This is a genomic window from Solibacillus sp. FSL W7-1324 (assembly GCF_038008025.1).
In the GTDB taxonomy this organism is placed as follows: domain Bacteria; phylum Bacillota; class Bacilli; order Bacillales_A; family Planococcaceae; genus Solibacillus.
Genome location: NZ_JBBOYH010000001.1, coordinates 3,582,903 through 3,596,266, shown reverse-complemented (window position 1 = coordinate 3,596,266; position 13,364 = coordinate 3,582,903). Strand labels below are relative to the sequence as shown.

At 40.1% G+C, this 13,364-nt stretch carries 13 protein-coding genes and 1 other annotated feature; of the genes, 12 read left to right on the top strand and 1 reads right to left on the bottom strand.

The annotated features are described in order from the left end of the window. Nucleotides 1-66 precede the first annotated feature (66 nt). A complete protein-coding gene (locus tag MKY71_RS18005; RefSeq protein ID WP_340733526.1) occupies nt 67-2,223 on the top strand; it encodes a leucine-rich repeat protein in 2,157 nt (718 codons plus the stop codon). 108 nt (nt 2,224-2,331) lie between these two features. Then, on the top strand, nt 2,332-3,705 hold the full coding sequence (gene radA, locus MKY71_RS18000; RefSeq protein ID WP_079523513.1) for a DNA repair protein RadA: 1,374 nt from the start codon (nt 2,332-2,334) through the stop codon (nt 3,703-3,705). Nucleotides 3,706-3,774: 69 nt separating this feature from the next. On the opposite strand, the gene MKY71_RS17995 is transcribed toward radA, so the two are convergent. Next, nucleotides 3,775-4,422, bottom strand: coding sequence for an acetate uptake transporter (locus MKY71_RS17995; RefSeq protein WP_340733523.1), 648 nt, complete (start codon nt 4,420-4,422; stop codon nt 3,775-3,777). 286 nt (nt 4,423-4,708) lie between these two features. Between MKY71_RS17995 and MKY71_RS17990 the strand changes: the two genes are divergently transcribed. The 10 genes from MKY71_RS17990 (at nt 4,709) to rpmG (ending at nt 13,323) form a co-directional block, all read left to right on the top strand. After that, complete coding sequence (locus tag MKY71_RS17990; protein ID WP_340733522.1) at nt 4,709-5,785, top strand: PIN/TRAM domain-containing protein; 1,077 nt, start codon at nt 4,709-4,711, stop codon at nt 5,783-5,785. 13 nt (nt 5,786-5,798) lie between these two features. Beyond that, on the top strand, nt 5,799-6,479 hold the full coding sequence (gene ispD, locus MKY71_RS17985; protein ID WP_339174446.1) for a 2-C-methyl-D-erythritol 4-phosphate cytidylyltransferase: 681 nt from the start codon (nt 5,799-5,801) through the stop codon (nt 6,477-6,479). Between the two features lie 122 nt (nt 6,480-6,601). Continuing rightward, nucleotides 6,602-7,078, top strand: coding sequence for a 2-C-methyl-D-erythritol 2,4-cyclodiphosphate synthase (gene ispF / locus MKY71_RS17980; protein WP_339196592.1), 477 nt, complete (start codon nt 6,602-6,604; stop codon nt 7,076-7,078). A gap of 230 nt (nt 7,079-7,308) precedes the next feature. Further along, nucleotides 7,309-8,769, top strand: coding sequence for a glutamate--tRNA ligase (gene gltX, locus MKY71_RS17975; RefSeq protein ID WP_340733521.1), 1,461 nt, complete (start codon nt 7,309-7,311; stop codon nt 8,767-8,769). A gap of 99 nt (nt 8,770-8,868) precedes the next feature. Further along, nucleotides 8,869-9,090: a binding site (T-box leader), on the top strand. Between the two features lie 90 nt (nt 9,091-9,180). Further along, complete coding sequence (gene cysS, locus MKY71_RS17970; RefSeq protein ID WP_339174441.1) at nt 9,181-10,584, top strand: cysteine--tRNA ligase; 1,404 nt, start codon at nt 9,181-9,183, stop codon at nt 10,582-10,584. Continuing rightward, nucleotides 10,585-10,998, top strand: a complete 414-nt coding sequence (locus tag MKY71_RS17965; RefSeq protein ID WP_339196586.1) for a Mini-ribonuclease 3 — start codon at nt 10,585-10,587, stop codon at nt 10,996-10,998. A 2-nt stretch (nt 10,999-11,000) separates the two neighbouring features. After that, complete coding sequence (gene rlmB, locus MKY71_RS17960; protein ID WP_339174435.1) at nt 11,001-11,864, top strand: 23S rRNA (guanosine(2251)-2'-O)-methyltransferase RlmB; 864 nt, start codon at nt 11,001-11,003, stop codon at nt 11,862-11,864. Nucleotides 11,865-11,868: 4 nt separating this feature from the next. Beyond that, complete coding sequence (locus tag MKY71_RS17955) at nt 11,869-12,381, top strand: NYN domain-containing protein (protein ID WP_339174431.1); 513 nt, start codon at nt 11,869-11,871, stop codon at nt 12,379-12,381. A 94-nt stretch (nt 12,382-12,475) separates the two neighbouring features. Further along, nucleotides 12,476-13,099 carry an RNA polymerase sporulation sigma factor SigH gene (gene sigH, locus MKY71_RS17950; protein WP_169797433.1) on the top strand — a complete coding sequence of 208 codons (624 nt, stop codon included), beginning with the start codon at nt 12,476-12,478 and terminating at the stop codon, nt 13,097-13,099. 77 nt (nt 13,100-13,176) lie between these two features. After that, complete coding sequence (rpmG, locus tag MKY71_RS17945; protein ID WP_079523505.1) at nt 13,177-13,323, top strand: 50S ribosomal protein L33; 147 nt, start codon at nt 13,177-13,179, stop codon at nt 13,321-13,323. The last annotated feature ends 41 nt before the right edge of the window (nt 13,324-13,364 follow it).

Genomic DNA, 13,364 nt, shown 5'->3' with positions numbered 1-13,364 from the left:
ACTTTTTTTAAAATAATCCGTCAGTACAGGAATTTAAATTTCTCCAAATAAGGAAGGGTGACTGAAATGAAGAAATTAATAGGGGTATTCTTAGCGGTTGCGTTGATGACCATTTTCGTTGCACCAACAAGCATTAAGGGTAGTACTACAGATCAGCTGAGGTATGAAATTGTTGCAGGTAAGGAAATACATATTTTAGGCTGTAAAAGCGACTGTCCTGAAATATTGAATATCCCGGAGACAATCGAAGGGCTGCCTGTAACAGAAATTGCGGATGAGGCATTTTATATTCAGCGTACAGATTATGCAGATACAGACATAAAACCAACTTATATAAAGCAGGTCACGTTACCGAAAAGTTTAAAGCGAATTGGTCAGCGTGCATTTTACTGGCAAGATTTACAACACGTGATTTTACCTGAAGGGTTAAAGGAAATCGGACATCATGCATTTAGTGAAAATGAACAATTAGCAAATACAACATTGACTATTCCCAAATCGGTTGAAAAAATAGAGCTTCGTATCGGTCAATTTAAAAAAGTTGTATTTCCGTCTCAGTTTACAGATCAAATTACAAAAACCTCAGGAGATTTTTATTATCAAGTATTCAAAAATAACGGTGAATCTGAAATACGTATTACAGACTACAAACGTCAGACATCGAAGACAACGATAACCGTTCCTGCTAAAATTGATGGTTTACCTGTAACCGAAATTGGCTTTGCGGCATTTTCAGAGGAGAACCGGTTCAATACGACCGATATGGTTTCTCCAGTCCGTACAGTCATATTACCGGATTCCATCAGAAAAATTGATGACTATGCGTTTTATACTTTTACCGGCAGAGAGAATGGAATAGAACTGAAGTTACCCGCTTCGCTGCAAAGCATCGGGAAATATGCATTTTACTATAACAGTATAAAGGGCACATTAACTTTACCGAAATCCCTGAAGACAATTGGGGAAGGGGCATTTATGTTAAACAGAATCTCTGCTGTATCCATCCCGGACAGCCTAACAAAAATTTCGGAAAAAGCTTTTTTTGAAAATGAAATAAAGGCATTAACGATTCCAAAATCAGTAACAGCGATTGAACCATATGCGTTTGCCAACAATCAGCTGTATGAACTGACAATTCCTTCAACGGTTAAAGAGCTGGGTGAGTATGTCTTTAATAAAAATCGACTGAATACGGTGCATATTAAAGGTGATATTAAAGTGATTCCAAGCTACGCCTTTTCTGAAAATCGGATTAGCGAATTATCCTTACCGAAACGTTTGCAAACTATTGAAGATAATGCTTTTTCACTAAACCTTCTTGAAAATTTAGTTCTGGGAGATACGGTGACAAAAGTTGGATCTCGTGCTTTTTACGGTAACAAGATAGGCGGTATTACACTGTTTGCGAATAATGCGCATATTGAAGAAGATGCCTTTTCATATAATGAGCTGAATATGATTGATGTAAGAGGAGAGAATGTTATTTTAGGCCGACAATCACATCCGGAACAATCGGAATTGATTGCATATGCTGATTATGAACTGAAAAAACCTTTTACAAATTGGGGAAGTGTCAATAAACAGCCGTTTAAAATTTACTTTTCTAAAAACGGAGAGAAACCGACAGAACCAACACCAACACCAGAACAGCCGCAAGTACCAGTTTTACCAACATTACCTGAAGAAGAACAGCCGATTCCGGCAAAACCGGTAACATTGAAAGATATTAAAGGCAACTGGGCTGAAGAGACAATTATTGAATTTGTCCAAAAAGGTATTGTTTCAGGCTATCCGGATAGTACATTCCGTCCAAATGAGCCAATGAAACGTAAACATGTTGCGGCATTGCTTGCAAAAGTATATGCACTCGAACCGGTAGTACCGGCTGTGACGTTTAAAGATGTATCTGCGAAGCATCCGAATGCGGCCGCAATTACAAAGCTGCAGCGTGCGAATGTAATTCATGGTTCAGATGGATATTTCAATCCGGAAGATACGTTAACACGTGGCCAATTTGCAAAAATTTTAAGTTTAACTATGGGAATAGAAGCGAAGGGGACTGCTACATTCCAAGATGTAAAACCGGATTATTGGGCAGCGGGCTACATTAGTGCTTTGGCAGATCGTAATATCGTTGGTGGAGATCGAGGCAATTACAAGCCTAACGCTCCTGTCACTCGTGCACAATTTGTAGCAATGCTGAAACGGGCTTTACCACAATAACTTTTCATGCAAAACGCTAACCGAAAAAGAAGTTTGCTGCAGATTAGTGGGTATTCGATATTGTTTCGTGTACAATTATAGGAACAAACATTCGAAGGAGCTAGCAAAATGGCAAAAAAGAAGTCTAAATTTATGTGCAGCAGCTGTGGCTATGAAGCGGCAAAATGGATGGGGCGCTGTCCTGGCTGTGGTGAATGGAATACGATGAATGAAGAAGTCGAAGTCATCACAAAAGGGCCGCGTGGTGCGTTCCAGCATTCTACAACGGCGACAAAGGCAACACCGATTATTCATGTGGAAGTACAGGAAGAAACACGTATCGCTACAGAAATGAATGAGTTCAACCGCGTACTTGGTGGCGGTATTGTACCAGGCTCACTAGTACTAATAGGCGGCGACCCGGGTATTGGGAAATCGACTTTATTACTGCAAGTATCGGCGCTTCTTTCCAATCAGGGAAAACGTGTTTTATATATCTCGGGTGAAGAATCCGTACGTCAGACGAAGCTGCGGGCTGAACGTCTAGGGGTACATACGCCGGAGCTTTATATTTACTCGGAAACGAATCTGGAGTTTTTAAATCAAACAATTGATGAAGTTCAACCGAAATTTGTCATTGTCGATTCGATTCAAACGGTTCATCATCCGGAAGTGACAAGCGCACCGGGCAGTGTTTCGCAAGTACGTGAATGTACAGCGGAACTGATGCGTATTGCAAAAACAAAAAACATCGCAATTTTCCTTGTTGGTCACGTTACAAAAGAAGGTCAGATTGCCGGTCCGCGTATTTTGGAACATATGGTAGATACGGTGCTTTACTTTGAAGGGGAACGTCATCATAACCACCGGATTTTACGCAGTCAGAAAAACCGTTTTGGATCTACAAATGAAATTGCGATTTTTGAAATGCTTCACGGGGGGCTAAAAGAAGTATTGAATCCATCCGAACTGTTTTTACAGGAACGATCGCAAGGTGCTCCCGGCTCAACGATCGTTGCATCGATGGAAGGGACACGTCCAATCCTGGTGGAAATACAGTCTCTTGTTACACCAACAAGTTTCAATTATCCGAAGCGTATGGCAACGGGGGTTGATCAAAACCGTGTTCAGCTTTTAATGGCAGTACTGGAGAAACGTATGGGTATGATGCTTCAGGCACAGGATGCGTATATTAAAGTTGCCGGTGGTGTGAAGCTGGATGAGCCGGCGATTGATTTAGCGGTATTAACGAGTATTGTTTCAAGCTTTAAAGATCAGACAGTACGCCCGACAGACTGCTTTATTGGGGAAGTGGGGTTAACCGGTGAAGTACGCCGCGTTTCCAGAATTGAACAGCGTGTACAGGAAGCGGCAAAGCTAGGGTTTAAACGAGCATTTATTCCAGCTTCTAATATTGGCGGCTGGGAATTCCCGCCGGACATTCAAGTCGTTGGCGTCGAAACAATCAGTGATGCACTACGTGAATCTTTCCAGAATTTATAGGGATAATTTTTAGTAGAACATTCAAAAAGAGGCATGGAAAGTAAAAATACTTTTCATGCCTTTTTATAATTATGCTTTTACCGTTTTTTCTTTCTTTAAAAATGCTTCTCTTGTGAAAATGCCAAAAGGCTTTCCAATCGGCAGGAAGTTAAAGCCGAAATGCTTGTTCAGTACATTGGCACCCGCACCGTAAAGTGATAAAAGAGCAATGATTAACTCAGAGTAGGCAGCTAATAAATGCATACCGTGCTCCATAACTCCAAATGAGCTTAATGCCAGCCCGATAAATAAGAAGTCGATCATGACAAAGATGGAAAATAGAACTTTATTTGTTTCTGCTGCACCAATCGTCATAAATAGGGTAAAGATTAAATAACCTAAATACACAACACCGAGCTGAGTTGTATCCGCAGATGCCTGTAATGTTTCACCAAATACACCGGCTTGAACGAACCAGCTCATGCCTACACCCATCCAGAACAAACCATACGCGCCGAATGCAGTCGTACCAAATGTATTATTATGCTTCGAATCTAATACAGATGCGTAAAATTGTGCAATACCTCCTAAAAATATTGCCCAAGGAATAACCAGACCTAAGCCCTCTGTCCAGCCTAATTTTTGAGTGGAAGCAACAAATGTTACAATCGCCAAGCCAAATAAACCAATGGCAGAAGGATCGGCAGTAGAAATTTTTACTTCTTTTGCATTATTCAAAACGTATTCTCCTCTTCTAAGTTGAAATTTTCTATTATACTGAAATAATATATGCATTATTTTGATTAAACTACTGGTAGGGGGAATTTAGAATAAAGTACGTCATTTTTGAATTAATATCGTGTAAATCTAACTAAAAAAATTAGGGAATAGTCTTAAAAAATGGGTAAAATCCTAATATTGGAATGTGTTTGCGATTTGTTAATTATTTGCCCTTGCTTTTGGTATCTGGGCTTCGCATGAATGAAACTTTAGATGTATAATTATTAAATAGGAGGTGAAACAAATGTTGAAGAAAATAATTCAAGTAGCATTTTTATTTATCGGTGGAGCATTAGGCCTTATTTTCTTACCGCCCTTATATGCATTCATGAACTTATCATCCAATCCTTGGCTTAATAATCCATACTTCAGTGTCACGATAGGTGCTGCTTTGTTATTCGTTTTATCGTTTGCGTTATCTGATTACTTTGTAAAATTAATTACTTGGTTAGAGGAAGTATTATTTAAATTACCTGCAGCGGATTTACTGTTTGGTACACTCGGTTTAATCGTGGGACTATGCGTAGCAACATTGGTCGGTGTCGCAATCAACCAAATGAACATTCCTGTTATTACCGATGTTGTTCCAGCTATTTTATCCATTGTTCTCGGCTATCTCGGTTTCCGGTTAGGATTCAGTAAACGGGATGAGCTGTTGCAGATCTTTTCCGGGAAGTCCACGAAAAAGCGTCAAAATGACGGTTCTATCAAGGAAGCTCAGGAGCAGCAGTACAAATTACTTGATACGAGTGTCATCATTGATGGACGTATTGCCGATATTTCAACAACAGGCTTTGTTGAAGGGATTTTGGTCGTGCCTCAGTTTGTATTAACGGAACTGCAGCATATTGCGGATTCGTCTGATACATTGAAGCGTACACGTGGCCGCAGAGGACTTGATATTTTAAAACGTCTTCAGGATGAACGTGCGTCTAAAGTGCTTATTACGGAAGTTGATTTTGAAGATGTATCTGAAGTGGACTTAAAGCTTGTTCGCTTAGCGAAAAATATGAGTGCTCAAATACTGACGAATGATTTTAACTTAAATAAAGTTTGTGAACTGCACCGGGTACAAGTATTGAATATTAATGATTTGGCAAATGCGGTGAAACCGGTCGTTATTCCGGGTGAAGATATGCAAGTTGTTGTCATAAAAGACGGAAAAGAACACAATCAAGGTGTTGCCTATTTAGATGACGGAACAATGATTGTTGTAGAAGGCGGCCGCAGTTATATTGGACAGGCGATTACAGTTACGGTAACAAGCGTCCTTCAGACATCAGCGGGGCGTATGATTTTCGCCAAGCCAAAAGAAGATTAGGATGTGAAGCATTTTGCGTTATGAAGTCGTTTTGCCGGCAGCAGGAAGCGGAAAGCGCATGGGTGCCGGGCAAAATAAACTATTTTTAAACTTAGTTGATAAACCAATTTTAATTCATACACTTCTTGTTTTTGAACAAGATGAAAACTGTACAGGAATTTGGCTTGCTGTTAAAGATGAGGAACGTCCATTTATTCAGTCGCTCATCGAAAAATATAATATTGCTAAAGTAAAAGGTATGCCTACAGGTGGTGAAGAACGCCAACATTCAGTGCATTCATGCATTAAAGAAATGAATGCAGTGGATGTTGTCCTTGTTCATGATGCGGCAAGACCGTTTATTACGATTCCGAAGATTGCCGAGCTTGCAAAAGTTGCATATGAAAAAGGGGCAGCCATTGCAGGGGTTCGGGCAAAAGATACGATGAAGGTCGTCCATAATGGCCTAATTAAAGAAACGGTTGACCGTGAGTCGTTATGGATGGTTCAAACACCGCAAGCGTTCCGTTACGATTTATTGGCAGAAGCTGAAGATGCAGCTGAAAAGGCAGGTTTTTTAGGGACGGATGAAGCGATGCTCGTCGAACGTTTAGGTCATGATATTCATATCGTGGAATGCAGTTATGAAAATGTAAAAATGACAACGCAGGAAGACTTGATTTTTGGGGAAGCTATTTTAAAACAGCGAAAATAAAAGTTACCTTGAAAAGAAAACAGCTTTGCGAAGGCTTTTTCAGCACAAGTCGATTATACTAATGATAATGAGATTACCAGAAAGAAGGTGAAGGCTGGCTTACTTTGTAGGCTGGCAACGATATGTTTCGAATTGGACAAGGATTTGACGTTCACGAATTTGCAGAAGGACGTCCATTAATTTTAGGTGGTATTACAATTCCTCATGAGCGCGGCTTAGTAGGCCATTCGGATGCCGATGTACTTTTACATACAGTTACAGATGCTGCATTAGGTGCAATTGGTGAAGGGGATATAGGTCGTCACTTCCCTGATACAGATCCGGAGTGGAAAGATGCGGATTCGGCAAAGTTACTTGAATTCATTTGGAAAATGGTTGAAGAGCGCGGATACAAATTAGGGAATGTAGATTGTACGATTATGGCACAGCGTCCGAAAATGGCTCCATATATTTCACAAATGCAAAACCGAATCGCACAACTATTGAATGCGGAACCTTCGCAAGTAAATGTAAAGGCGACAACAACAGAGAAGTTAGGTTTTGTCGGACGTGAAGAAGGAATCGCAGCAATGGCAACAATTCTGTTAGTTAAAGCATAAAGTGAAAATTCCCTTACCGTTAATACGGGGTAAAATTGCGGGCGTGTGTCAAAAATCGGCACACGCTACTTTAATTTAATAACTTACAGTGGTAGAATGGTTAAAGTTTAAAAGACATCTATTGTGCCGATATTGGACAATATAATGTCCGGTTATATACATATAAAAGTAATTTTTTATATGTGAAAAAGGTCGAGCGTTTTTGACGCTAAAATTAGGAGGCAATATTTATGACGAAAACAGTTCGCGTTCGTTATGCACCATCGCCAACAGGATTTTTACATATCGGTGGCGCACGTACAGCTTTATTCAACTATTTATATGCAAAACATCACAACGGTACTTTTGTAGTACGTATTGAAGATACAGATATTGACCGTAATGTAGAAGGTGGAGAAGCTTCTCAACTTGATAACTTACGCTGGTTAGGCATTACACCGGATGAGTCTATTGATATCGGTGGCCCATATGCACCTTACCGTCAAATGGAGCGTCTTGATATTTATAAAGAGCATGCAGATAAAATGCTGGAAAACGGACAAGCTTATAAATGTTTCTGTTCTTCAGAAGAGCTTGAAGCATCACGCGAAAAGCAAAAAGCACAAGGTGTTGCTGCACCTGCATATGATGGGAAATGCCGTCACTTAACAGCAGAGGAAGTTGCTGAAAAAGAAGCTGCTGGTATCCCGCACACAATTCGTATGCGTGTTCCTGCAAATGTTACGTATCAGTTCAATGACTTAGTTCGCGGCGAAGTATCGTTCGAATCAAAGGATATCGGTGACTGGGTACTTGTTAAAGCAAATGGTATCCCAACATACAATTATGCGGTAGTGCTGGATGACCACTTCATGGAAATTACACATGTATTCCGCGGAGAAGAGCATTTATCAAACACACCAAAACAAATGATGATCTTTGACGCATTCGGATGGGAATATCCGCAATATGGTCATATGACATTAATCGTAAATGAAGAACGCAAAAAATTATCAAAACGTGATGAGTCAATCATCCAGTTCGTTACACAATATAAGGACTTAGGTTTCTTACCGGAAGCGATGTTTAACTTCTTTGCATTACTTGGCTGGTCACCTGAGGGAGAAGAGGAAATCTTCTCACATGACGAATTAATTAAGCTGTTCGACGAAAAACGCTTGTCAAAATCACCATCAATGTTCGATAAATCAAAACTGACATGGATGAACAACCAATATATTAAAAAAATGTCTCATGAAGAGGTAGTTGCTTTAGCGTTACCACATTTACAAAAAGCAGGCTTACTTCCAGCAGAGTTATCAGAAGAACAACATGCATGGGCTTCTGAATTAATCGCTCTTTACCATGAGCAAATGAGCTTCGGGGCAGAAATCGTAGAATTATCGAGCCTATTTTTCACAGAAGAAATTGCATATGATGAAGAAGCAAAAGAAGTGTTAGCTGGTGAAACTGTGCCGGCTGTTATGGCATCATTTAAAACACAATTAGAAGCTTTAGAATCTTTTGATGCCGCTTCAATTAAAGCAGCTATTAAAGCTGTACAAAAAGAAACAGGCGTAAAAGGTAAAAATCTATTTATGCCAATCCGTGTTGTGACAACTGGTCAAACACATGGTCCGGAATTGCCGAATGCGATCGCTTTATTAGGCAAGGAAAAAACAATTGCTCGTGTTGAAAAATTTGCAGAGTAATTCATTTTAAGGTTTGGAACTAAACATCAAATTTTTAGAATGGATAAAATGATTGATTTTTCTGAAAATAGATGTAAAATGAATGTAAATTCCATAAGTGATAGCACGTTGAGAAGGAGAAGTATGCTGCGCACCCCTTGTTAGAGAGGATCATCACCGGCTGAAAGTGATCCAGGTTAAGGCAAAGCTGAAATGCACCTTTGAGTATTTAACTGAACTTGAAGTAGGTTAAATCGACTTGTCCACGTTACAGGACTTTAAGCGGAAAAAGTATTCGTACTTTTTCAACCAGAGTGGAACCGCGCATCGAGCGTCTCTGTCACCTTCTTGAGGTGATAGAGGCGTTTTTTTATTAAAATGACAATTTAAACCAATGACATTTAAAGAGTACTACGAAAAAGGAGAGGCAATATGACGATTCAAATTTTCAATTCGTTGACAAGACAAAAAGAACCATTTATTCCGTTGGAGGAAGGTAAAGTAAAAATGTATGTATGCGGACCAACTGTATACAATTACATTCATATTGGAAATTCCCGCCCGGTAATCGTCTATGATACAGTACGCCGCTATTTACAATATGCAGGTTATGAAGTGAAGTTCGTTTCAAACTTTACCGATGTAGATGACAAAATTATTAAAGCAGCGAATGAGTTGGGTGAAGAAACTTCTGTATTAACAAATCGTTTTATTGCTGCTTATTTTGAAGATATTACGGCACTGGGATGCCAAAAGGCGGATGCCCACCCGCGTGTAACAGAGCATATGGATGATATTATCGCGTTTATTAAAGTGCTGATCGACAAAGGCTATGCATATGAATCGCAAGGTGATGTTTATTACCGTACACGTAAATTTAATGGTTACGGAAAGTTAAGTCACCAATCGATTGATGATTTAAAAGTAGGAGCGCGTATTGAAGCGGGTGAGAAAAAGGAAGACCCGTTGGATTTCGCATTATGGAAAGCTGCAAAAGCAGGTGAAATCAAGTGGGCATCACCATGGGGAGAAGGACGTCCTGGATGGCATATTGAATGTTCTGTAATGGCGCGCGAGCACTTAGGCGATACAATCGACATTCACGCAGGCGGACAGGATTTAACATTCCCTCACCACGAAAACGAAATTGCCCAATCCGAAGCGCATAACGATACAACATTTGCGCGTTATTGGATGCATAACGGCTATATTAATATTGATAATGAAAAAATGTCAAAATCACTTGGTAACTTTATTTTAGTGAATGATATTCGCAAGCAAATCGATCCGCAAGTATTGCGTTTCTTTATGCTGTCAGTACATTACCGCAACCCGATTAACTTCGCTCAGGATTTGGTGGAAGCAGCGAAAAGCGGATTGGACCGTATTCGTACATCGTATACGAATGTCGAGCACCGTCTGTCTTCTTCTGCAAGTTTAGGGGATAACAGCGAACAGTGGCTTGAAAAAATCAGTCAGATTAAAGTTGATTTTGAAAATGCGATGAACGATGACTTTAATACAGCCAATGCGGTTTCGGCATTATTTGAACTTTCCCATATTGCTAATGTGTATTTAAACGAAGCGAATACGGATAAAGAAGTATTACAGGCAATTTTAACGATGTTTGATACAATTGGAAATGTATTAGGTATTCATATAAAAGTAGAAGCAGGCTTACTCGATGAAGAAATCGAGGCATTAATTGAAGAACGTAACCAAGCCCGTAAAAACCGTGATTTTGCTCGTTCAGATGAAATCCGCGACCAGCTTTTGGGCATGGATATTGTTCTTGAAGATACTCGTCAAGGTACACGCTGGAAACGAGGACAGTAAATGCAAAATTTAACACCACATGATGTCATACAGTTAAATGCACTGGCGCTCGCTTATATGGGCGACGCCGTGCTTGAACAAAGAATTCGTGAACATTTAATATTGTCGGGTCGTGCCAAGCCTAACACATTGCATAAAGAAGCAACGAAATACGTTTCGGCCAAGTCCCAGTCCAATATTGTGCATCGCATGATCGAAGAGAAATATTTAACAGAAGAAGAGCAAGCTGTTTTCCGTAGAGGACGCAATGCCAAATCAGGATCTGTTCCGAAAAATACAGATGTCCGCACATACCGTAATAGTTCTGGATTTGAAGCGGTTTTAGGCTTCTTATTCCTGAGCAAAGAACATCAACGCGCAAATGAAATAATCGATTACGCAATCGAAATTGTCGAACAGGCAAAAGGAGTGTAACTATGGCAGAGAAAAGACAGCAAAATCGTAAACCAAGAGATTTTAAAGGACGCGATAAAAAAGCAGATACTTTTAAAACTCATGAGAAAAAGCAACAAGAAAAACCGCAATCTGCCCAGGAAGAACTGACAGGAGAAATGATTGCAGGGAAAAATCCGGTACTTGAGGCACTACGCGCAGGCCGAGAAATCAATAAATTATGGATAGCTGAAGGCGTCAAAAAAACAGGTGTCCAGGAGCTGATGGACTTAGCAAAAGAGCAAGGTGTCCTTGTTCAGTTTGTACCGAAGCAAAAAGTAGACAAGCTTGCAGAAAATCATCAGGGAATTGTGGCATCGGTTGCGGCATATGACTATGCAGAATTGGATGATTTATTTGATGCGGCGAAGGCAAAAAACGAAGACCCGTTCTTTTTAATTTTGGACGAATTGGAAGACCCGCATAACTTAGGTTCGATTATGCGTACAGCCGATGCGATCGGTGCGCATGGTATCATTATTCCAAAACGCCGTGCAGTTGGTTTAACGGCAGTTGTCGCTAAAGCTTCCACAGGTGCAATCGAGCATGTCCCTGTTGTGCGGGTTACCAATTTAGCCCAAACAGTGGATGAGCTGAAAGACCGCGGTGTATGGATTGCTGGGACAGATGCAAAAGGTTCGGCTGATTATCGTAAAATGGATGCAACATTACCGCTTGCATTAATTATTGGTAGTGAAGGTAAGGGAATGAGCCGTCTTTTGAAAGATAAATGTGACTTCTTATATCACTTGCCAATGGTTGGTCATGTAACATCATTGAATGCTTCCGTAGCAGCGGCATTACTTATGTATGAAGTGTACCGCAAACGACAAGAAGCTAACGGATGAGGTCATGCAAAACATATTGCTAGTAGACGGCTATAACATGATCGGTGCATGGAGTGAGCTTCGTCCGTTACGCGAGCCTCACTTCGAAGATGCACGTGACCGGTTAATTGAACGAATGGCGGAGTATAAAGCACATACTGGCTGGCGTGTTATCGTTGTATTTGATGCCCATCTTGTACCGGGTACTGAGCAACTGTATATTCAGCATGCCGTGGAAGTGCTTTATACCCGTAAAAACGAAACAGCGGACGAGCGCATTGAAAAATTATCGAACGAATTAAAAGGACGGAAAATCCAAGTACACGTCGCAACTTCAGATATGACTGAACAAAATGTTGTATTTGGTCATGGTGCATTAAGGAAATCGGCCCGTGAGCTTGAAATTGAAATGCAAATTATTCAATCTAAAATTTCATCCAAAGTAAAAGAATCAACCGACGAAAAACCGGCCTCAAGGATTAAGCTATCAAAAGAAGTAGAACTGCAGTTTGAAAAATGGAGAAGAGGGCTCAAGTAATAGATTGCCCGTAAATTCCAATTAAGTTATACTATTCCTAATTATTCTAGCGTAACTGAGGTGATTTTCATTGCTTAAAAGTGAGAAGTTACAAATGGTACTACGTTTTGAACATTTGACAGATGAAGAGCTTGTAGAACAAGTGCATCTTGGCAATACAGATGCGCTAGATTTTTTAATTTCAAAATACCGATTGTTTGTTAAGGCAAAAGCGCGGTCGTATTTTTTAATTGGTGCGGATAAAGAAGATATCATACAAGAAGGAATGATTGGCTTATATAAGGCGATTCGGGATTTCAAGGAGGACAAGCTGGCGTCATTCCGTGCCTTTGCGGAGCTTTGCATTACAAGGCAGATCATTACCGCAATTAAAACGGCTACTAGACAAAAGCATATTCCGCTAAATTCATATGTTTCCTTAGATAAGCCAATTTACGATGAAGAGTCGGAGCGTACGCTTATGGATATTATTACGAGTCCGATTTCGGACGATCCGGAGTATTTGATGATCAATCGTGAAGATTATCTTTATTTGGAAGAGAAGATGGGTGAAGTATTGAGCGAACTCGAACAGCAAGTGCTGGTTCGTTATTTGGAAGGACAATCCTATAATGAAATTTCTGAAGAATTGGACCGCCATGTAAAATCCATCGATAATGCATTACAGCGAGTGAAGCGTAAATTGGAGCGTCATCTTGAATTAAAAGAAATGACTTAAACTCCACGAGCCTTTATTGACAGTGGGAAATTTAGGTGTTAGTCTTTAAAGGACAAACTGCCGAAAAGGTGATAAACATGGCAAAGAAAGTCGTTTTAAGTTGTGAAAAATGCGGTTCAAGAAACTACAATGTCCCGAAAAAAGAAGGGGCAACCGAGCGTTTAGAACTGAAGAAATTTTGCTCTCATTGCAATGAGCATACAATGCATAAACAAACGTTATAAATGAAACATAGATTAATTCGTTGTTCGGAGGTTAGCCAAAG

Coding starts and splice junctions, on each gene's coding strand:
- MKY71_RS17955 (WP_339174431.1), top strand. CDS start 11,869: ATGCAAAACATATTGCTAGTAGACGGCTATAACATGATCGGTGCATGG.
- ispF (WP_339196592.1), top strand. CDS start 6,602: ATGTTTCGAATTGGACAAGGATTTGACGTTCACGAATTTGCAGAAGGA.
- MKY71_RS17965 (WP_339196586.1), top strand. CDS start 10,585: ATGCAAAATTTAACACCACATGATGTCATACAGTTAAATGCACTGGCG.
- sigH (WP_169797433.1), top strand. CDS start 12,476: ATGGTACTACGTTTTGAACATTTGACAGATGAAGAGCTTGTAGAACAA.
- cysS (WP_339174441.1), top strand. CDS start 9,181: ATGACGATTCAAATTTTCAATTCGTTGACAAGACAAAAAGAACCATTT.
- rlmB (WP_339174435.1), top strand. CDS start 11,001: ATGGCAGAGAAAAGACAGCAAAATCGTAAACCAAGAGATTTTAAAGGA.
- radA (WP_079523513.1), top strand. CDS start 2,332: ATGGCAAAAAAGAAGTCTAAATTTATGTGCAGCAGCTGTGGCTATGAA.
- gltX (WP_340733521.1), top strand. CDS start 7,309: ATGACGAAAACAGTTCGCGTTCGTTATGCACCATCGCCAACAGGATTT.
- rpmG (WP_079523505.1), top strand. CDS start 13,177: ATGGCAAAGAAAGTCGTTTTAAGTTGTGAAAAATGCGGTTCAAGAAAC.
- MKY71_RS17990 (WP_340733522.1), top strand. CDS start 4,709: ATGTTGAAGAAAATAATTCAAGTAGCATTTTTATTTATCGGTGGAGCA.
- MKY71_RS18005 (WP_340733526.1), top strand. CDS start 67: ATGAAGAAATTAATAGGGGTATTCTTAGCGGTTGCGTTGATGACCATT.